The sequence below is a fragment of the Oerskovia sp. Root918 genome, from assembly GCF_001428945.1.
GTDB classification, from domain to species: Bacteria; Actinomycetota; Actinomycetes; order Actinomycetales; family Cellulomonadaceae; genus Oerskovia; species Oerskovia enterophila.
In genome coordinates this window covers 1-18,738 of record NZ_LMJG01000003.1, presented here as the reverse complement: position 1 = coordinate 18,738, position 18,738 = coordinate 1, and the positions used below count along the sequence as shown (strand labels likewise).

The 18,738-nt window shown below is 71.3% G+C and carries 15 protein-coding genes; 9 read left to right on the top strand and 6 right to left on the bottom strand.

What is annotated here, in order from left to right:
- Positions 1-81 precede the first annotated feature (81 nt).
- Positions 82-666 carry a sugar O-acetyltransferase gene (locus ASE27_RS05710; RefSeq protein ID WP_056647369.1) on the bottom strand — a complete coding sequence of 195 codons (585 nt, stop codon included), beginning with the start codon at positions 664-666 and terminating at the stop codon, positions 82-84.
- Between the two features lie 77 nt (positions 667-743).
- On the opposite strand from ASE27_RS05710, the gene ASE27_RS05705 reads away from it, so the two are divergent.
- Positions 744-1,895 carry a serine hydrolase gene (locus tag ASE27_RS05705; RefSeq protein WP_056647365.1) on the top strand — a complete coding sequence of 384 codons (1,152 nt, stop codon included), beginning with the start codon at positions 744-746 and terminating at the stop codon, positions 1,893-1,895.
- Here ASE27_RS05705 and ASE27_RS05700 read toward each other — a convergent pair.
- From ASE27_RS05700 to ASE27_RS05690, 3 genes are read right to left on the bottom strand one after another with little or no spacing between them, the layout of a single operon-like run.
- A complete protein-coding gene (locus tag ASE27_RS05700; protein WP_235534147.1) occupies positions 1,882-3,669 on the bottom strand; it encodes a SulP family inorganic anion transporter in 1,788 nt (595 codons plus the stop codon). The two genes, ASE27_RS05705 and ASE27_RS05700, sit on opposite strands and share 14 nt — an antisense overlap.
- Positions 3,666-4,661, bottom strand: a complete 996-nt coding sequence (locus ASE27_RS05695; protein WP_082608594.1) for an HAD family phosphatase — start codon at positions 4,659-4,661, stop codon at positions 3,666-3,668. The genes ASE27_RS05700 and ASE27_RS05695 overlap by 4 nt, the downstream gene beginning before the upstream one ends.
- Before the next feature lie 3 nt (positions 4,662-4,664).
- Positions 4,665-7,022 (bottom strand): arylsulfatase, encoded by a 2,358-nt coding sequence (locus ASE27_RS05690; RefSeq protein ID WP_056647359.1) that lies wholly within the window; start codon positions 7,020-7,022, stop codon positions 4,665-4,667.
- A gap of 285 nt (positions 7,023-7,307) precedes the next feature.
- On the opposite strand from ASE27_RS05690, the gene ASE27_RS05685 reads away from it, so the two are divergent.
- The 5 genes from ASE27_RS05685 (at position 7,308) to ASE27_RS05665 (ending at position 11,407) form a co-directional block, all read left to right on the top strand.
- The gene (locus ASE27_RS05685) at positions 7,308-7,664 is read left to right on the top strand and encodes an S-adenosylmethionine decarboxylase family protein (RefSeq protein WP_056647356.1); all 357 of its coding nucleotides are present in this window, start codon (positions 7,308-7,310) and stop codon (positions 7,662-7,664) included.
- On the top strand, positions 7,664-8,401 hold the full coding sequence (locus tag ASE27_RS05680; protein WP_056647353.1) for a DUF4178 domain-containing protein: 738 nt from the start codon (positions 7,664-7,666) through the stop codon (positions 8,399-8,401). Before ASE27_RS05685 ends, ASE27_RS05680 begins: the two co-directional genes overlap by 1 nt.
- Positions 8,402-8,508: 107 nt before the next feature.
- Complete coding sequence (locus ASE27_RS05675; RefSeq protein ID WP_056647350.1) at positions 8,509-8,733, top strand: DUF350 domain-containing protein; 225 nt, start codon at positions 8,509-8,511, stop codon at positions 8,731-8,733.
- A gap of 2 nt (positions 8,734-8,735) precedes the next feature.
- Positions 8,736-10,418: a polyamine aminopropyltransferase gene (locus ASE27_RS05670; protein WP_235534146.1), complete on the top strand. Its 1,683-nt coding sequence runs from the start codon at positions 8,736-8,738 to the stop codon at positions 10,416-10,418.
- A 149-nt stretch (positions 10,419-10,567) separates the two neighbouring features.
- Positions 10,568-11,407 (top strand): DedA family protein, encoded by an 840-nt coding sequence (locus ASE27_RS05665; protein WP_082608592.1) that lies wholly within the window; start codon positions 10,568-10,570, stop codon positions 11,405-11,407.
- Between the two features lie 39 nt (positions 11,408-11,446).
- Here the strand turns inward: ASE27_RS05665 and ASE27_RS05660 are convergent, their stop codons facing one another.
- Positions 11,447-12,673 carry an ATP-binding protein gene (locus ASE27_RS05660; protein WP_369818991.1) on the bottom strand — a complete coding sequence of 409 codons (1,227 nt, stop codon included), beginning with the start codon at positions 12,671-12,673 and terminating at the stop codon, positions 11,447-11,449.
- A 195-nt stretch (positions 12,674-12,868) separates the two neighbouring features.
- Here ASE27_RS05660 and ASE27_RS05655 point away from each other — a divergent pair, with 195 nt between their 5' ends.
- The 3 genes from ASE27_RS05655 to ASE27_RS05645 all read left to right on the top strand — a co-directional run bounded on the left by ASE27_RS05655 (position 12,869) and on the right by ASE27_RS05645 (position 18,114).
- Positions 12,869-14,074 (top strand): MalY/PatB family protein, encoded by a 1,206-nt coding sequence (locus tag ASE27_RS05655; RefSeq protein WP_056647344.1) that lies wholly within the window; start codon positions 12,869-12,871, stop codon positions 14,072-14,074.
- 182 nt (positions 14,075-14,256) lie between these two features.
- A complete protein-coding gene (locus ASE27_RS05650; protein WP_235534145.1) occupies positions 14,257-16,284 on the top strand; it encodes a penicillin-binding transpeptidase domain-containing protein in 2,028 nt (675 codons plus the stop codon).
- 525 nt (positions 16,285-16,809) lie between these two features.
- The gene (locus ASE27_RS05645; protein WP_235534144.1) at positions 16,810-18,114 is read left to right on the top strand and encodes an APC family permease; all 1,305 of its coding nucleotides are present in this window, start codon (positions 16,810-16,812) and stop codon (positions 18,112-18,114) included.
- 354 nt (positions 18,115-18,468) lie between these two features.
- On the opposite strand, the gene ASE27_RS05640 is transcribed toward ASE27_RS05645, so the two are convergent.
- A partial coding sequence (locus ASE27_RS05640) for a response regulator transcription factor (protein ID WP_162259219.1) occupies positions 18,469-18,738 on the bottom strand: 270 nt, incomplete at its 5' end.

The window sequence follows — 18,738 nt, the reverse complement described above, 5'->3', positions numbered from 1 at the left end:
ACGGTTCGGTTCCATGGTGGGGTCAGGGGGCGACGAGCCATGCGGGGGAATCGTCGCACCCCGCCGTGCGCGGGCACTCGGTCAGTCGAGCGAAGCGTCGAAGCCGGTGGTGCGCAGGATCCTCGCGGGAACCCCCGCGACGATCGTGTCGGCCGGGACGTCCTTCGTCACGACCGCCCCGGCGCCGACGATCGCACCGTCACCGATCGTCACGCCGGGGACCACCGTGACCGCGGCGCCGAGCCAGACCTTGCGCCCGATCCTGATGGGTGACGGCATCATGTCCGCCCGGCGGGCGGGGTCGACGGCATGGTTCAGGGTCGTCAGGGTGCACCCGTGCCCGACGAGGGTCCCGTCGCCGATCGTGATGCCCCCGGTGTCCTGGAAGCGGCAGCCGCTGTTGAGGAACACGTCCTTGCCCAGGGTCAGGTTCTTGCCGAACTCGCAGTAGAACGGCGGGAAGACCGTGACCGACTCGTCGACGGCCGCCCCCGTCAGTCGGGCGAGCAGCGCGCGCACCTCGTCCGGAGTGCGGTACCCGGAGTTGAGGTCGGCGACGACCTGCAGCGCCTCCTGGGCCGCTCCGTGCATGAAGGCGTGCTGCTCGGACCCGCCCTCGATGAGCTCGCCGCGGTTCACGTGGTCCAGAAAGTCCTCGAGGTCCATCCTTCGATCCTGCCACGCCCCGAACGAGCAGGAATTGCCCTGGCCCGCGCCTGCCCGGCGGGCCTACCGTCGGGGGCATGACCACTACCCCCGCGGCCTTCTCCGCGCTCGACGACCACCTCCGGCAAGCCGCCGCGCGGGACGAGTTCTCGGGGGTCGTGCTCGTGTCCCAGGACGGCAGGACGCTCTTCGAGGGGGCCTACGGCCTGGCCTCGCGGCGCTGGGGCGTCCCCGTCAAGGCCTCGACGCGCTTCGACGTCGCCTCGGTGACCAAGCTCTTCACGTCGGTCGCGGTCCTCCAGCAGGTCGCCGCGGGGACGCTCGACCTGGACGCCTCGATCCATGACGTCGTCGACCTCGACGGGACCCTCATCCCGCGCGAGGTGACGCTACGGCACCTGCTCTCGCACACCTCGGGCATCGCGGACGACGCCGACGAGGAGGCCGGCGAGTCCTACGAGGCCCTGTGGGTCGACAAGCCGAGCTACTCGGTCACCCGGACCGCGGACTTCCTGCCGCAGTTCGTCCACAAGACCCCGACGTTCCCTGTGGGCGAGGGGTGCCGCTACTGCAACGTCGGCTACGTACTGGCGGGCCTGGCTCTCGAGCACGCCACGGGCCTCACCTACCGCGACTACGTCCGCGAGCACGTCTTCGCGCGGGCGGGCATGACGTCGTCGGGCTTCTTCGACATGCGGGAGGCGGTGCCGGACGTCGCGGAGGGCTGGGAGCCCGTCCGCGCTCCCGTGCCCGACGACGGCGCGCCCGACGACGGTGCCCACGCCGGGGAGCGCGACGCACCCCCGATCGTGGGCTGGCGGCAGAACATCTACAGCTACCCGCCCATCGGCTCGCCCGACGGCGGCGCGCACGTCACCGCGGCCGATCTCGTCCGCTTCCTCGACGCCGTCCGCGCGGGCGAGCTCCTGCCACCCGACCTGACCCAGGCGTTCCTGACCCCGCAGGTCCTGCACCACGAGATAGAGGGTGCCGGGCCGGGGCAGACGGCGGCCGTGCACTTCGCGTTCGGCCTCGAGATCGAGGTGACGGCGGACGGGACGGTCCGGTCGTTCTCCAAGGACGGGATCAACACGGGGTCGAGCGCGATCGTGCGGCACTATCCCGGGCGAGACGGCGAGCCCGGCGTGACGCTCGTGGTCGTGTCCAACAGCGAGGACGGCGCCTGGGACCCGATCAGGCGCCTCGACGCGCTGATCACCGGGGCGTAGCCGGCAGGGTCTGGACCGCGTCGACCGCCGCGTCGACGCTCGGCAGGAGCCGCCCGTCGGCCACGAGCGCGGCGAACCAGGGCGAAGCCATGGCGCGGTCGGTCGTCGCGCGGGGGACCCGTGCGAGCAGGAGCGTGCAGCCGATCCCGGCGAGCTGCCGGTCGAGGTCCGCGAGACCGTCGAGCACGGTCGACGTGACGCCGCGCTGGGCCCCCGACTCCAGCACGACGGCGCGCGGCGTCGGGCTGCTGGCACGGGCCAGGGCGAGGACGCGCTCGACCGTGGGCCGGGTGTTCGCGGTGTAGAGCCCCGCGTCGAGGTGCAGGACCAGGACGCCGGGCGCGACGCCCGACTCGAGCGCCGCCTCGCGCGCGACCTCGCGGGCCACGGCCGCGTCCTCCGCGGAGTCGTCCCCCGCAGCCGATCCACGGTCCACAGGCGCCCAACCGCCCTCGGGAGCGCGGACCAGCGGCACGACGCGCGGCCGGTCGAGCTCGCGCAGCACGAGCAGCAGCGTGAGGCCGACGCCGACGCCGACCGCGGGCAGCAGTCCCGCGACGAGCCCGATCCCCGTCGTGACCACCGCGACCGCGAACTCGACCCTGTTGATCCGCCACAAGACCACGAAGTCCCCGACCTTGATGAGGCTCACGGTCGCGACGACGACCATCGCGCCGAGCGTCGCCTGCGGCAGGTCGTCGAGCACGGGGGCAAGGAACAGCGCGACCAGGACGGCGAGGGCCGCGGTCACGAGCCCCGCGGCCTGGGTGCGCGCCCCCGCGCGCAGGCTGACCGCGGTCTGCGAGAACCCGCCCGCGGGCGGCATGGCCCGGAAGAACGCCCCGACGACCGCCGCGACGCCGTTGGCCAGGAGCTCCTGGTCGGGCGAGATCTGCGGCTCGTCGGGCCGGCGCACCCCGCGGCCCACCGCGACGGTCTCGAGGAACGCCATGATCGCGATCGCGCTCGCCCCCGCGAGCATCGAGCCGACGAGCGACAGGTCCGGCAGGACGGGCAGCGGCAGCCCCGGCGGGACCGGCTCGATGACCGCGACGCCGTGGTCGGTGAGCCCCGCGAAGGCCACGAGCAGGATGCCCGCGGCCACCACGACCAGCGGCGCCGGCACCCTCGGAGCGAGGCGGCCGAGCAGCACGAGGACCGCGATGCTCCCGACCGAGAGCACGACCGTCGCGGGCACGGCCTGGTCGAGCCGGCCGAGCGCGGACCCCACGACACGGAAGAAGCCGGTCGCGTCGGGGTCGGCGGGCACCCCGAGCAGGTGCGGGAGCTGGGCCGCAGCGACCGTCGCGCCCACCCCGGCCTTGATCCCCACGAGCGTGGCCTGCGAGATGTTCTCGACGAGCGACCCGAGGCGCAGGACCCGGGTGAGGAGCAGCAGGGCGCCGACGAGGAGCGTGAGCGTGGACACCGCGCGGGCCGGGTCCTCGGCACCGGCCGCGACCCCTGCCGCGAGCAGCGTCGAGGCCGACAGCGTCGCGATCGTCGACGTCGTGCTCATGCTCAGGGCTCGCGACCCGCCGAGCAGCGCGTACACGACGAGCGGGACCATGCACGTGTACAGGCCGAAGCTCACGGGCAGGTCCGCGATGGTCGCGTAGGCCATGGCCTGCGGCACGACGACGGCGCCCGCCGAGAGCCCGCCCACGACGTCGCGGCGCAGCCAGGCCGCGCGGTACCCCCGCAGGGTGGGGAAGAGGTCGACGCCGAGCATCCCCGAGCGCGTGGGCCGTGGCGCTGCGGGCGTCGACGTCACGGAGCCTCCGCCCCGTCCTGTGCGACGGCTCCCAGGGCACCGCCCGTCGACTGGCCCGGAGGATCGGTCGACGGGACGGGGAACACCTGCGACCAGTCGTCGCGCACGCTCACGACGGTCCAGCCCTTGTCCGCGGCGACGCTGAGCGCCTGCTCCGCGCCCGTGTCGTACGGCAGGTCGCCACGGCCCGGGTCGTCGTGGTGGATCAGGACCGCCATGCCGAGCGGGTGCGCGGCCGCGTACCCGAGCATGGGCACGTCGCCGTTCGAGTTGCCGACCGCGAGCACGGGCCGCCGCCCGACCCGGCTCCAGATCCGCACGGGCTTCTCCGGCCCGTCGTCCATGAACGAGAACGACGAGCCGTAGACCACGTCGCCCGTCTCCTCGTCGTACGTCAGACCCAGGCTGGACCCCACGACCTGCTCGGGTGCCACGCCGTAGTAGTCCTCGGTGAACGGCCGCATGAAGTCGCGGTCGCCGCCCGAGGTGATGTACGTCGAGAATCCGTGGTCGCGCAGGAGGTCCAGCAGCTCACGCATGGGCTGGTACGTCGCGAACCGGTACGGGGTGCCCAGCGCCGGGTGCGTGGCCTCGTCGAGGAAGGTCCGGACCGCGTGCGCGTAGGTCCCGACCGATCGCCCGGCCTGGGCGGCCACGACGGCCTTGATCAGCACTCCGAGGTCCGAGTCGTCGCCCGCGTAGTGCTTGTCGACCGCGCGCGCCAGCCAGGCCAGGTCCCCGCTCGCGGCCGCACGGTAGGGCTGGTCCTCGGCCAGGGCCGGGTCGGCGGCGGCGGCCCGGGCCCACTGCTCGACCAGGAAGTGCAGCTGGACGGGCATGGGCTTCTCGGTCCACAGGGTGCCGTCGTTGTCGAAGACCGCGACGCGTTCGGCCGGGGGCAGTGCGTCGGGGCCGACGGCGACGCGCTCGACGAAGCGAAGGATCGCCTCGCGCGCGCCGCCGTCGACCCAGGACGGCAGGGGGCCGGGCACTGGCTACTGCTTCATCATCGCGACGTCGAACTTGTGCTCGTCGCTGATGAGGTGGCTGTGGTCGTCGTCACCGAGGTCGATCCGCACACGGTCGATCGTCCCCGTGAACTCGTTGCCCGTGGGGCCGTAGTCGCTCGAGACGGGCGAGGCCAGGTCCTGGCCCACGTCGACGGTCTCGTCGAACGTGAACTGGAAGGGGATCGTGCGCTCGACGCGGCCCGCGCCGATCTGCTGCTCGCCCACGAACAGGGTGACGTCACCCCCCTTGCCGAGACCTCCGCCGTCGTACGCGAAGTGCACGCGGAGCTCCTGCTCTCCCGCCGGGACCGGGGACCCGGAGCGCACGATGTCCGTGTGGATGCCGAGCAGGTTGTACGCGAACGCGAGCCTGCCCTCCGTCACGTAGAACGACCAGCCGCCGTACGCCCCGCCCTGGGCGATGAGGACCCCCTCGGCGCCGGTCTCGGGGACCTCGACCTTCGCGGTGACCGTGAACGACTTGTTCTTGATGTTGATGGCCGAGTTCTCGCTCAGCCGCCGCATGCCCCGATAGAGCGTCTGGCTCTGCGCCGTGATGAGCGACGGACGCCCGGCCAGGTCGGGGTTGAACCGCTCGGCCGTGCGGATGTCGAGCGGCAGCACGTTGAAGCGCGCGGCCTGGATGAGGAACAGGCGCTGGAGCTCGGCGAGCTTCTCGGGCTGCTCGGCAGCGAGGTCGTGCGACTGGGTCCAGTCGGTCTCGACGTCGTACAGCTCCCACCGGTCCTCGTCGAGCCCGTGGTCGGAACCCAACCAAGGGTCCTTGTGCTTGGCGACGGCGGTCCAGCCCTTGTGGAAGATGGCCCGGTTGCCCACCATCTCGAAGTACTGGGTCACGTGCTGCTCGGGCGCGGCCGCGTCGTCGAACGTGTAGTTCATGGCTGTGCCCTCGTAGGGGCGCTGAGTCACGCCGTGGACCGTCGAGGGCTCGGGGATGCCCGCCGCGGCCAGGACCGTGGGCGCGACGTCGATCACGTGCGCGAACTGGTTCCGGATCCCGCCCTTCTCGACGCCTCCGTTCGGCCAGCTCACGATCGTGCCGTTGCGCGTCCCGCCCCAGTGGCTCGCGACCTGCTTGGTCCACTGGTAGGGCGTGTCCATGGCGTGCGCCCAGCCCACCGCGTAGTGGTTGTACGAGCGAGGGGTCCCGATGTCGTCGATGTGCTCGGCGACGTACTCCTCGGTCTCGATGTCGTTCATGTGGTTGATCGTGAAGCCCTCGTTCGTCGTCCCGTGCATCGACCCCTCGGCCGACGCGCCGTTGTCGCCGATGATGACGTAGACCAGCGTGTCGTCGAGCTCGCCCATGTCCTCGAGGGCGTCCAGCAGCCTGCCGACGTGGTGGTCCGCGTAGGCGAGGAAGCCCGCGTAGACCTCCATCTGCCGGGCGAGCGCGGGCTTGATGGTCTCGCTCATCTCGTCCCAGGCCGGGATGCCGGGGCTGCGCGCGGTCAGCACCGCGTCCTGCGGGATGACGCCCAGATCTTTCTGCCGCGCGAAGGTCTCCTCGCGCACCGCGTCCCACCCCTGGTCGAACGCGCCCTTGTACCTGTCCGACCACTCGGTGGGCACGTGGTGCGGGGCGTGCGTCGCGCCCGGCGCGAAGTACGTGAAGAACGGCTTGTCCGGGGCCAGCGACTTCTGCTGGCGCGTCCAGTCGATCGCCTTGTCGGTCATGTCGGCCATGAAGTGGTAGCCGTCCTCGGGCGTCCCCCACGGCTCGACCGGCGAGGTGTTCTCGTAGATCGCCGGGTACCACTGGTTCGTCTCGCCGCCGATGAACCCGTAGAAGTACTCGAACCCGCCGCCCGGGTGCGGCCAGTGGTCGAACGGCCCGACGGCGCTCGCCTCCCACACGGGAACCTCGTGGCACTTGCCGAACTGGGCCGTGCTGTAGCCGTTGAGCTTCAGGGTCTCGGCCAGCGGTGCGCAGCTGTTGGGTCGCAGCGAGCTGTACCCGGGCGCGCTCGTGGCGATCTCGGTGATACCGCCCATCCCGACGGAGTGGTGGTTGCGGCCGGACAGCAGCGCGGCCCGGGTGGGGGAGCAGAGCGCCGTGGTGTGGAAGCGCGTGTACTTCAACCCCTGTGCGGCGACCCGCTCGAAGCTCGGGGTCTGGACCGGGCCACCGAACGCGCTCGACGCGCCGAACCCGGTGTCGTCGATCAGCACGACCAGGACGTTGGGCGCGCCCTCCGGAGGCAGGAGCCGCTCGATGGGCGGGTAGTGCGTGTCCGGGTCGGTCGCGTCGTACGTCACCGTCCCCGTGTAGGCCAGGTCCGGGATGGGAAGAGCGCCGCGCTGCCGTGCGTCCTGCGTCATGTCATGTCCTCCGGGGTCGCCGTCGCTGGTCCGGGGGACGGCAGGCGGCGCCGTGCACCGGACCGGGTGGTCGGGTCGTGCGGTACGTCGAGGTACTGCTGGAGCGGACGTGCAGAGGGCTCCGGCATCCGTGCCGAGGCCCCGGTCACACACGCTAGGCCGGGACGCCCGGGCGCGCTCGGTGAGCGGCCCGGGTGAACTCGCGTCCCAGGGGCCGTCCGCATTTTTCGGGAAGGTCGGGCGTCCGCTAGCGTGACCCGGCCAGCCGCAGCCCAGGGAGATCACGTGCCGACCGATCAGGTCAACCGCAACCTCGTCTACGTCTTCGACGTCTCCGGAGGCGACCCCGCCCTCCTGGACGACGAGACGACCGTCCGCACCTGTATCGCCCAGGTCGTCGACCGTGCGGGGCTCACCCCGCTCGGCGAGACCTCGCACCGGTTCGCCCCGCAGGGGTTCAGCATGGCGACGCTCCTGGCCGAGTCCCACCTCGCGGTCCACACGTGGCCCGAGGAAGGCACCGCCTACCTGACCCTCACGACGTGCCGCGCTCCGTCGTCGGGCAGCTTCGAGGAGGAGACGCGCAGCCTGCTGCGCGAGACCTTCTCCGCCGCCGGCGTGACCGTCCGGACCCTCCTCTGATGGCGCCCCGACCCAAGGCGCGCATGACGCTCGGCAAGCACCTGATCGGCGCGCCGCCGTGGCGCTCGCTGCCGCAGGGAGTCGTCGTCTACGGCGAGCAGGACCCCAGCGACGGCGTCACGTACTACTGGGAGGAGTGGGAGGTCCTCGGGTACGAGAACCTCGACTTCTGGGTCGAGTACGACCACTACACCAAGGCCGTGACCCTCTACCGCCCGGCCGAGAGCGCCGAGCGCCTCGACCCCTCGCGCCTGCGCAAGGGGCAGGTCGTCAACGTCACGCTGAGCGGCCGGACCTATCGGACCACGGTCACCGAGGCGGGCGTCGGGACCATCCGGTCGCTCGACGGGTCGTTCACGTACGACCTGTCGATCGGGCAGCCCGTCGCCTACGCCGAGCTGCGCACGAACGACATGGTGCTCTCGCTCGAGAAGTTCGACGACCGCATCATCGACCTCTATCACGGCACCGTCCTGGACGTCGCGGGGCAGAAGGCGCACTTCGGCAAGCGCATCGCGCCGCGGAACGTCTCGGTCAAGCTCGTCGGCGCGTTCCTCGCGATCGGGGTCCTCGCGACGATGCTGTTCAGCTCGTGCGGCCCGCGCAACGACACCTACTGCACGCCGCGTTCCGTCGAGCAGGCCGCGCCGTCGGACCAGGTCGTCTCCCAGGACGACGACCAGACCTGCTACCGCCGCTCGGTCTACGGCGGCGGTGGCGGCGGCCTCGGCAAGTAGCCCGGCCCGCAGACCGTCCGGCCCAGAGCGCGCCGGCACCCGAAGCCCTTCAGCACGACCCGTCCTCACCGACCACCCGACCGCACCGCGACCCACCTGGAGCAACCATGAGCATCCTCGACCAGCTGCGCCTCGACGCCTTCCTCTCCACGATCGTCTACTCGGTCCTGGGGATCGTCCTGCTCGTCCTGACGATCGTGATCGTCAACTACCTCTTCAAGCTCAACCTGCACCGTGAGCTCGTCGACGAGCACAACACGGCCTTCGGGATCATGATCGCCGGGCTGGCCATCGCCATCGGGATCATCATCGCGGGGACGATCCTCTCCTGACCGTGGCCGGCGAGACGCAGACGGAGACCGCGCCGCTCGCCGGGGGCGAGCCGCTCCCGGGGGACGCGCCGCCGTCGGGCGACGCTCCGCTCCCGGGCGACGCGCCGCCGTCGGGCCGCAGCATGGACAAGCCGACCGTGTTCGCGGCGGCGCTGCTCGTCGCGGTCGGCGGGATCATCTACGAGCTGATCCTCGGCACGGCCGCGTCCTACCTGTTCGGCGACTCGGTCGTCGCGTTCTCGGTCGCGACGGGCCTGACGCTGTTCGGCATGGGGATCGGCTCGCTCCTCGCGACGCGCCTGGCCACGAACCCCGGCCTGAACTTCGTGCGCAACGAGGTCGCGCTCGCCCTGCTGGGCGGCAGCTCGGTCCTGATCCTCTACGCCGCGTTCAGCCTGACCCAGGTGTACTGGCTGGTCTTCGTGCTGCTCTCGCTCGCGATCGGCGTGGGGATCGGCGTCGAGATCCCGCTGCTCGTCGCGCTGCTCAAGGAGCACGGCCGGGACGAGTCGGTCGGGCTGCTGTCGAAGGTGCTCGCGGTCGACTACTTCGGCGCGCTCGCCGCGTCGCTGCTCTTCCCGTTCGTCATGCTCCCGTACCTGGGGCTCATGCGGACGGCGTACGCGGTCGCGCTGCTCAACGTGCTGGTCGCGGTGTTCATGCTGCGGCGCATGGGGCGGCGCACGCGCTGGACGTGGTTCAGCTGGGCGACGGTGGTCCTCCTCGTGGTGTGCTTCGGGGCGTCGAACGCGATCGAGGGTGCGATCAACACGCGGCTCTACCAGGACCCGGTGGTCCACTACGAGTCGACGTCGTACCAGAAGCTCGTCCTGACGACGTTCGGCGACGACGTCCGGCTCTACCTGAGCGACCAGCTCCAGTTCTCGTCGGTCGACGAGGCGAGGTACCACGAGACGCTCGCGCACGCGACGCTCACGTCGGTCGCCGCGCCCGCGTCCGTGGCGATCCTCGGGGGAGGGGACGGGCTGCTCGCGCGCGAGGTCCTGCGCTACCCGAGCGTCCGGGAGGTCACGGTCGTGGACCTCGATCCGGCCGTGACCGAGCTCGCCCGGACCGACCGACTCGTGAGCGAGCTCAACGAGCACTCGTTCGACGACCCGCGCGTCACGGTCGTCAACGGCGACGCGTTCCGGTTCATGGACACCACGGACCAGACGTTCGACGCGGTCCTGATCGACCTGGTCGACCCGTCCAACGAGCGCATCGCCAAGCTCTACTCGACCGAGTTCTACGCCATGGTCGCGAACCACCTGCGGCCCGGGGGCGTGTACGCGACCCAGGCGACGTCGTCGTACTTCACGCCGAACGCGTACTGGCAGGTCGCGGCGACCGTTCGTGCGGGCTCGCCGGGGCGGACCGTGGTGCCGCTGTCGGTCAACGTGCCGTCGTTCGGGGAGTGGGGCTTCGTCCTGTCGCTCCCGGCCGCGCCGGGGCAGGGTGGGTCCGCGGCGGACGGGACCCTCGGGCCCGACGGCGGAGCGCGCCTCTTCGGCGCCACGCCCCTCCCGGAGGGGCTGCGCTTCCACACGCTCGACTCGCTGCGGGCCACCGCGACGCTCGCGGGCGACCACCCGGGACCCGAGGTCGAGATGAAGGCCTCGACGCTGCTGTCGCCCCTGATCTACCGGACGTACCAGCAGGACATGTCGCGCTGGCGGTACTGAACGGCGCCCGCCGCTGAGTGCGGAGTTCTTGCGCGAAACACCCGGCGTGTCGCACAAGAACTCCGCACTCAGCGGCAGTCCTGCACGCCCCCCCACACGTGACACGCCCGGGTTCGAATTGTCCGGTCCTCGCCGTCTACAGTCTGCGCATGCCCTTCTCGATCCTTCCCGCCGACCTCGTGCACGCGGCCGCCGCGAGCGAACCCGACCTCGGGGGGGTCGCCGGGTGGGCCGTGTCGCTCATGGAGACACTCGGCGTGTTCGGCGCAGGGCTCGCGATCGCGCTCGAGAACCTCTTCCCGCCGCTGCCGAGCGAGGTCATCCTGCCGCTGGCCGGGTTCACGGCGAGCCGGGGCAGCTTCAACGTCTTCGCGGCGATCGTCGCGACGACGATCGGCTCGCTCGTGGGCGCGATCGCGCTCTACTACGTGGGCGTCCTGGTGGGTCGTGAGCGCACGCGCAAGATCATCGGCTGGTTGCCCCTGGTCAAGCTCAAGGACGTCGACCGTACCGAGGCCTGGTTCCACAAGCACGGCAGCATGGCCGTGTTCTTCGGCCGGATGATCCCGATCTTCCGGAGCCTGATCTCGCTCCCCGCGGGTGTCGACCGCATGCCGCTCCCCAAGTTCGTGGTCCTGACGACCGCGGGCAGCCTCATCTGGAACAGCATCTTCGTGGGTGCGGGCTACGCGTTGGGTGAGAGCTGGCACCTCGTCGAGGAGTACGCGGGCGTCCTGCAGAAGATCGTCATCGCGGCCGTCGCGCTCGCGGTGCTCGTGTTCGTGGTGCTGCGGGTGTCCAGGGCGGTCTTCGGGGGAGCGCCGCCCGCGCACGCGCGCGGTCTCGCCCCGGACGCGCCCGACGACGACGCGCCCGTCCCCGAGCCGGGTGCGGTCCGGCGCACCAAGACCCCCACGACGACGCTCGCGCTGCCCAAGGGCGTGTTCGAGCGGGCCCGGGCGGGCGCGGGGCGCGGCACGGACGGCTGAGCCGCCGACGCGGGCCGCGAGCCGCCTGGCGGCGGTGCCTCAGGGACCGAGCAGGCCCGCTGGCACCACGGCGATGCCGTCCCGACGTCGGTAGGCTCCGGGACCGGTCGTGACGACCACGGCGTCGAGGAGGTCGTCTCCTGCGCGGTCACGGAGCCAGCGCAGGTGCTTGACGTCGGTGTCTGTGACGTCGGCAGCGAGCTTGACCTCGATGGCGAGGAACTTCCCGTCCTGCCTCTGGACGATGAGATCGACCTCGTGGTCGCCACGGGAGGTGCGCAGGTGGCTGGTGGTGGCGCGGGCCGCGTCCGCGTAGACGCGCACCGACAGGGTGACGAGCGCCTCGAACAGGGCTCCGAGGAGCGGGCCGTCTCTGACGACGGGGGGACCATGATGCGGGTCGTCCAGGAGCTTCGCTGTCCCGACCCCGAGGAGCCGTGCTGCCAGGGCGGGGTCGGCGAGGTGATGCTTGGGGCTCTGTGCCAGGTTGTTCAGGTGGTTCAGGCCGCCGGTCCAGGCCGGGACCTCGTCCAGCATCCACAGCTTCGAGAGGGCATCCCGGTAGCCGATGGTCGTCGCCTTCGCGGGCTTGTCCGGCAGCCCCGGGGTGGCTGCGTCGAGTATGGCGTTGTACGAGGCGGTCGAGGACGTCGCGGCCGCGTAGGCCGTCAGCCATGCGCGAAGCGTGGCCGGCCTGCGGACGGTAACACCGAGCTCGGGGAAGTCGTGCTCGACGAGTCCGTCGAGGTAGCCGTCGAGGGCGTCGTCGCGCACGCTGGACGGAAGGCTGCGGAGCGCGGGGAATCCGGAGGAGACGATCTCGTCGGCGTAGTCCGCCAGGCGCATGCTGCTCTCGCCCCCGACCGGCGGTACGTCTCCGGACAGCAGCTCTGCGAGCGAGACGGTCACCGGTTGGACATGGCGTTCGGAGAGAGTCATGGGGCGCATCCGTGCACGAACGATGCGTCCGGCGCCGGAATGGGTCGGTGGCTTCGACGGCGCCGACGAACCGGTGAGCAGGTACCTACCGGGGGTCGGGTTCTCGTCGACGTCTCTCCGGACGACGTCCCAGACCGAGGGGACGCGCTGCCACTCGTCGACGAGCACCGGCCCGGGAAGTCGCGTGAGTCGCGTCGGGTCGGCCGAGGTCAGCGTCTCGGTCGCAGGATCGTCCAGAGCGACGACGGTCTGCGCGCGCCGTAGGGCCGTGGCGGTCTTGCCGACCGCACGTGGTCCCTCGATCGTCACAGCGGGTAGTCCGTGCATCAGTCGGTCAAGCACGCGGTCCAGCACCCGCTCGGTGTAGGGCATCTCCGCACCACCGTTCCTCGGCTCTGGATGTTACCGTTCTTCGCCTTCAAACATTACCGTTCTTCGGAATCAAACACTACCGTTCTGCGGTCCCTGGTGCCTTCGTGCGGCAGATCTGCTGAGCCGATCGCGTCACCGTAGGCTCGAGCCGTGACCACCTCACCCTTCGCCACCGACAACCCGCTCGACGCCCTCACCCAGGACGAGCTCCGCCGTCGGACCAGCCTCAAGTGGCGCGCCTACGCGCCCGACGTCCTGCCCCTGTGGGTCGCGGAGATGGACGTCGAGCTCGCGCCGCCCGTGGTCGAGGCCGTGACGGCCGCGATGCGATCGGGCGACACGGGCTACGACTACGGCAACACCTACGCCGAGGCGCTCGCCGAGTTCGCGAAGCGCCGCTGGGACTGGTCGTTCGACCCCGAGGGCACACGCATGGTGCCTGACGTGATGCTCGGCCTCATGGAGATCCTCAAGGTGCTCACCGGGCCGGGGGACGCGGTCGTGGTCAGCCCGCCCGTCTACCCGCCCTTCTTCGGGTTCACCCAGAACGAGGGACGCCGCATCGTCACCGCGCCGCTCACCGCGGACTTCCGGCTCGACCTCGACGCGCTCGACGCGGCGTTCGCCGACGCGACCGGCGCGACCCTCAACGGGACCGGCCCCGGCAGCGGGCGCCGCGCGGTCTACCTGCTGTGCAACCCCCACAACCCCACGGGCACGGTCCACACGCGCGCCGAGCTCGAGGGGCTCGCCGCCCTGGCCCGCCGCCACGGCGTGCGGATCGTGTCCGACGAGATCCACGCGCCCATCACCGCGCCCGGCGTGGCATACACCCCCATCGTGACCGTGGCCGGGGCCGAGGACTCGATCGCGGTCCTGTCGGCGTCCAAGGCCTGGAACCTCGCGGGCCTCAAGGCCGCCGTCGCGGTGGGCGGTCCCGAGGCGGCCGCCGACCTGCGGCGGATCCCCGAGGAGGTCGTGCACGGCGTCGGGCACGTGTCCGTGATCGCGCACGCCGCGGCGCTCACGCAGGGCACGGTGTGGCTCGACGCGGTCCTGCGCGGCATCCGCCGCAACAAGCTGCTCCTGACCGATCTCCTCGAGGAGCACCTGCCCCAGGTCCGCTACGAGCCCACCCAGGGCACCTACGTCGCCTGGCTCGACGCGTCGTCCGTCGCAGACGACCCCTACCGGTTCTTCCTCGACCGGGCCAAGGTCGCGCTCAACGACGGGAGGCACTTCGGTCCTGGCGGAGCGGGGCACGTGCGCCTCAACCTGGCGACGAGCCAGGAGGTGCTCACCGAGGCCGTGCGTCGCATGGGCGAGGCCGCGAAGGGCGCCCCGACCGGACGCTGAGCGGGCGCGCACGGTCCGGCGCGACGTCCGCGGGGATCGTGTGGAGGCTCGGGGTTGCAGTGGTGCAGGGCCATGCCCGACGACGCCCGTCCGCGCCCGGTGGGCTAGCCTCGCTCCCGGGCGACGACGCCCGGATCGCCGTTTCTGTCGGTCTGCGACCGGCACACCGTGAGGGGGAGCACGTGAGTCTCGAGCAGCAGCGCCGGAGCACGAGGTCGACCGGAGCGCGGGTACCCGTGCGGTTCGGTGCCCTCCTCCTCGTCCCCACCCTCGCGCTGGTCCTGACGGCGTGCACCGAGGAGCCTCCCAGTGCCAAGGACGCGGCCGAGGCGCTCGCGACCGCGATCTCCGACGGAGACTTCGAGGGCGTCACGTTCACGCGGGCCACCATCGACGTCGCGGCCCACCGGGATGCCGTCCTCGAGCCCCTCGCGGAGGTCGAGCACACGGTCACGGTGGCCGACGTCGACGTCGTCGCCGAGGGCGACGACAAGGGCAAGGCGGCCACCGCGACGCTCGCGTACAGCTGGGACGTCACCGACGCCACGCCCTGGACGTACGAGACGACCGTCGACCTGGCGCTCCAGGAACCCGCGAAGGGCGAGGACGGGCCCGCGAGGTGGGCCGTGGCCTGGGAGCCCGACGTCCTGGTCCCGGACCTCGCCGACGGCGACCGGCTGGCCGTGACGCGCGTGCGCGCCGACCGCGGGCAGATCCTCGGCGGCGACGGCATGCCGATCGTCGAGCCGCGGCCCGTGCACCGGATCGGCGTCGACAAGATGAACCTCGACCCGGCCCAGCAGGACGGGGTCGCGCGCGAGGTGGCCGCGGCCGTCGGGATCGACGTCGAGGCGTACGCGCAGAAGGTCGCCGGGGCGGGCGAGAAGGCGTTCGTCGAGGCCATCGTGGTCCGTCAGGACGACACCGCGGGCATCGACGTCGGGGCGGTCGAGGCGATCGACGGGGCCTCGGTGATTCCTGGGACCCTCGACCTCGCGCCGACCCGCACGTTCGCGCGTGCCATCCTGGGCCGCGTCGGGGACGCGACCGCGGAGGCGGTCGAGGAGTCGGAGGGCAGGGTCGTCGCGGGGGACACGGTCGGGCTGTCGGGTCTCCAACGGCAGTACGACGTCCAGCTGCGCGGGAACCCGGGGATCACCGTGAGCATCGTCGCGGACGGGAGCGCGGGCGAGGACACGGGCGAGGACACCGACCTGGACGGCGAGCCGGACCCCGTGGAGAACGTCACCGACGTCTTCACGGTCGAACCCGTCGCGGGCGCGTCGCTCGCCACGACGCTCCGCCCCGACATGCAGGTCGCGGCCGAGTCGGTCCTGTCAGGGGTCCCGTCGGCGAGCGCGATCGTCGCGATCGAGCCCTCGACCGGCAACGTCCTGGTCGCGGCGAGCGGCCCGGGCGGAGACGGGACGTCCACGGCCACGACCGGCAAGTACGCGCCCGGCTCGACGTTCAAGGTCGCCTCGGCGCTCGCGATGCTGCGCACGGGGCTCACACCCGAGTCGGTCGTGTCGTGCACGCCGACCCTCTCGGTGGACGGGCGCGAGTTCCAGAACGTGCCGGGGTACCCGACGTCGGCCCTGGGCGAGGTGCCCTTCCGTACCGCGTTCGCCAACTCGTGCAACACCGCGATGATCTCCCAGCGCGACGCCGTCTCGCAGCAGGCTCTGCACGACGCGGCCGCGGACCTCGGCCTGGGCGTCGAGTCCGAGCTGGGCGCCCCCGCGTTCTTCGGCTCGGTGCCCGCTTCGGCCGAGGGGACCGAGCACGCCGCCTCGATCATCGGCCAGGGCAAGGTCGAGGCGTCGCCGCTCGGCATGGCGACGCTCGCCGCGAGCGTCGCGCACGGCGCGCGGGTCTCGCCCGTCCTGGTCCGCCCCGACGTGACCGCCGTCGCCGACGAGACCCCGGCGCCGTCGTCGCTCACCGCGGACGAGGCCGCGACCCTGCTCAGCCTCATGCGGTCGGTCGTGACGGACGGGAGCGCGGTCGCGCTCAAGACCCTGCCCGGGGACGTCGCGGTCAAGACGGGCACGGCCCAGTACGGCGACGGCAGCCAGGCGCACGCATGGATGATCGCGATCCAGGGAGACCTCGCGGTCGCGGTGTTCGTCGAGACCGGGGACAGCGGGTCGGGCACGGCGGGGCCGCTCATGCAGGCGTTCCTCGACGCGCCGAACACGGGCGAGTAGCCCGGGTCGGCGCGTTGCTCACGGCCCGGGTGAGCGAGCATCTGGACCCTCAGGCGGTCGTCGACGAGATCATCGCGGCCCAGCTCGGCCAGGCCGGGTGAACGCCCGAGGTTGCGCCCTGGTCCGCCGTCATCCTGCTAGGTCTTGCGGGTGACGAGAGGGGGAGCCAGATGGCTATCAGTGACGAGGAACGTGCGCTGGGGGGACGTCGCCGAGTGGGCCGGCCAGCTGCGCACGACCGAGATCCGCAAGGGCACGAGGGTGCCGACGCGTCTGCCGAGGAGACGGTGTCCTGGGCAGAGAGGTAGAGCCCGATAACGGCGACGATGAGCATGGCGGTGCCGAGGTAGTGGTCGATCGTGCGGCGGAAGATCCAGGGCTTCAGGGAGTGCGATCCACGCCGAGCGATCTCAGCAGCGGCCATCGTGGTGACCGACGCTGTGGCAAGGAGGCTGGGCGTTCGCGAGTCGGCCACTCCCATGCGAGCCTGCCGAGATGTCTGAAACGACCACCACGTCTACGTCCATGCCACTCAACCGTGCGGTCGGAGGACGACTTCTCTACGTCTTCATCCTGGGTGACGTCCTCGGCGCGGGGGTCTATGCACTGGTGGGGGAGATGGCAGGTGAGGTGGGCGGCGCCGTCTGGCTGCCGCTGCTCGTCGCCCTCGGGCTGTCCCTGCTGACCGCCGGTTCCTATGCCGAGCTCGTCACGAAGTACCCTGCGGCTGGGGGTGCGGCGGTGTTCGCCGAACGTGCCTTCAAGGTGCCTCTCGTGTCGTTCCTCGTGGGATTCTGCATGCTTGCTGCGGGTGTCACGAGCGCCGCCGGTCTGTCCCTCGCGTTTGCTGGCGACTATTTCGGATCCTTCGTGGATCTGTCCGTCGTGCCGGTCGCGCTCGTCTTCTTGCTTCTCGTCGCGGCCCTCAACGCTCGTGGCATCCAGGAGTCCCTACGAGCCAACGTGGCTATGACCGCGATCGAGCTCTCCGGTCTGCTTCTGATCGTGGTGCTCGCAGTGGTCGTCCTCACCCGGGGCGACGCATCGCCGGGACGCGCCCTTGAGTTCACCCAGGACACGACCCCGGTACTGGCCGTCCTCTCGGCCTCGCTCATCGCGTACTACTCGTTCGTCGGTTTCGAGACCTCCGCCAACCTGGCCGAGGAGGTCAAGGACGTCCGCCGGGTCTACCCGCGCGCGCTCTTCGGTGCGCTGATCACGGCGGGGGTCGTCTACGTCGCCGTCGGAGTGGCCGCGGTCGCGGTATCGCCCCCCGAGCGGCTCGCCGGCTCGACGGGGCCACTGCTCGAGGTCGTCAAGGTCGCTGATGTCGTACCCGAACGGTTCTTCGCGGTCGTGGCGCTCATTGCGGTCGCGAACGGTGCCCTGCTCACCATGATCATGGCGAGCCGGCTCACCTACGGCATGGCGCGACAAGGGCTGCTGCCTACCGGTCTGGCCAGGGTGCTTCCCGGCAGGCGCACCCCGTGGGTCGCGATCATGGCGACCACGCTCGTCGCGATGGGACTGGTCTTCACGGGCGACCTCGGCGCACTCGCGGAGACCGTGGTGCTCCTGCTCCTGGTGGTGTTCATCAGCACCAACATCGCGGTCCTGGTCCTGCGCAGGGACACCGTGAGGGAGGATCACTTCCGCGTCGCGACGATCGTGCCCGTGCTCGGTGCCGGGAGCTGCGTCCTGCTCCTGACCCAGCAGGAACCGCAGACCTGGCTCCGAGCCGGAGCCCTGGTGCTCGTAGGCGTGGCTCTCTATCTGGTCACGCGCCTGGCCTGTCGTCGCACGGGCTCTGCCCCCCGCGCGGACGGTTGATCGACCGCCCCAGATGCCTGTGTCAGCCCTGGTTGGAACAGCGCGTCGACGAGCGGGGGTTCGCAGCCACGACCTGGCCAGAACGTGCCCGTGTCCACCAAGCCACCGGCACCGTGATCGGCCAGCTCCAGATCGCTCCCGAGGACGATGCCGCGGGGTTGCTCGTGCTCACGAGCACGAAACCCACGGGCCCACGTATCGCTGATCGACGTTCCCAGCGATGCGCGGCCCGGACGGCCTAGCGGTGTCGTGCTTGGACGAGTCCCGTCTCGTAGGCGAGCACCACGGCCTGCAGGCGGTCGCGCACCTGCAGCTTGGTGAGGNGCCGAGGGCCATCAGGCCGGCCCGGACGGCCTAGCGGTGTCGTGCTTGGACGAGTCCCGTCTCGTAGGCGAGCACCACGGCCTGCAGGCGGTCGCGCACCTGCAGCTTGGTGAGGATGCGGCCCACGTGGGTCTTGACCGTGGTCTCGGAGAGGAAGAGACGCTCCGCGATCTCCGCGTTGGACCGGCCGTCCGCGATGGCACGCAGCACGTCGACCTCTCGGGGTGTGAGTTCGGTCAGCAGAGGGTGTGGGGCGTTCGCGGCGGGCGCCTCGCCCGTCTCCGGGAACCTGTCCGCGAA

Bases quoted from the DNA above. Each gene is read 5' to 3' on its own strand.
- ASE27_RS05710 (WP_056647369.1), bottom strand. From the start codon at position 666: ATGGACCTCGAGGACTTTCTGGACCACGTGAACCGCGGCGAGCTCATC.
- ASE27_RS05705 (WP_056647365.1), top strand. From the start codon at position 744: ATGACCACTACCCCCGCGGCCTTCTCCGCGCTCGACGACCACCTCCGG.
- ASE27_RS05690 (WP_056647359.1), bottom strand. From the start codon at position 7,022: ATGACGCAGGACGCACGGCAGCGCGGCGCTCTTCCCATCCCGGACCTG.
- ASE27_RS05680 (WP_056647353.1), top strand. From the start codon at position 7,664: ATGGCGCCCCGACCCAAGGCGCGCATGACGCTCGGCAAGCACCTGATC.
- ASE27_RS05675 (WP_056647350.1), top strand. From the start codon at position 8,509: ATGAGCATCCTCGACCAGCTGCGCCTCGACGCCTTCCTCTCCACGATC.
- ASE27_RS05665 (WP_082608592.1), top strand. From the start codon at position 10,568: ATGCCCTTCTCGATCCTTCCCGCCGACCTCGTGCACGCGGCCGCCGCG.
- ASE27_RS05660 (WP_369818991.1), bottom strand. From the start codon at position 12,673: ATGCACGGACTACCCGCTGTGACGATCGAGGGACCACGTGCGGTCGGC.
- ASE27_RS05645 (WP_235534144.1), top strand. From the start codon at position 16,810: ATGCCACTCAACCGTGCGGTCGGAGGACGACTTCTCTACGTCTTCATC.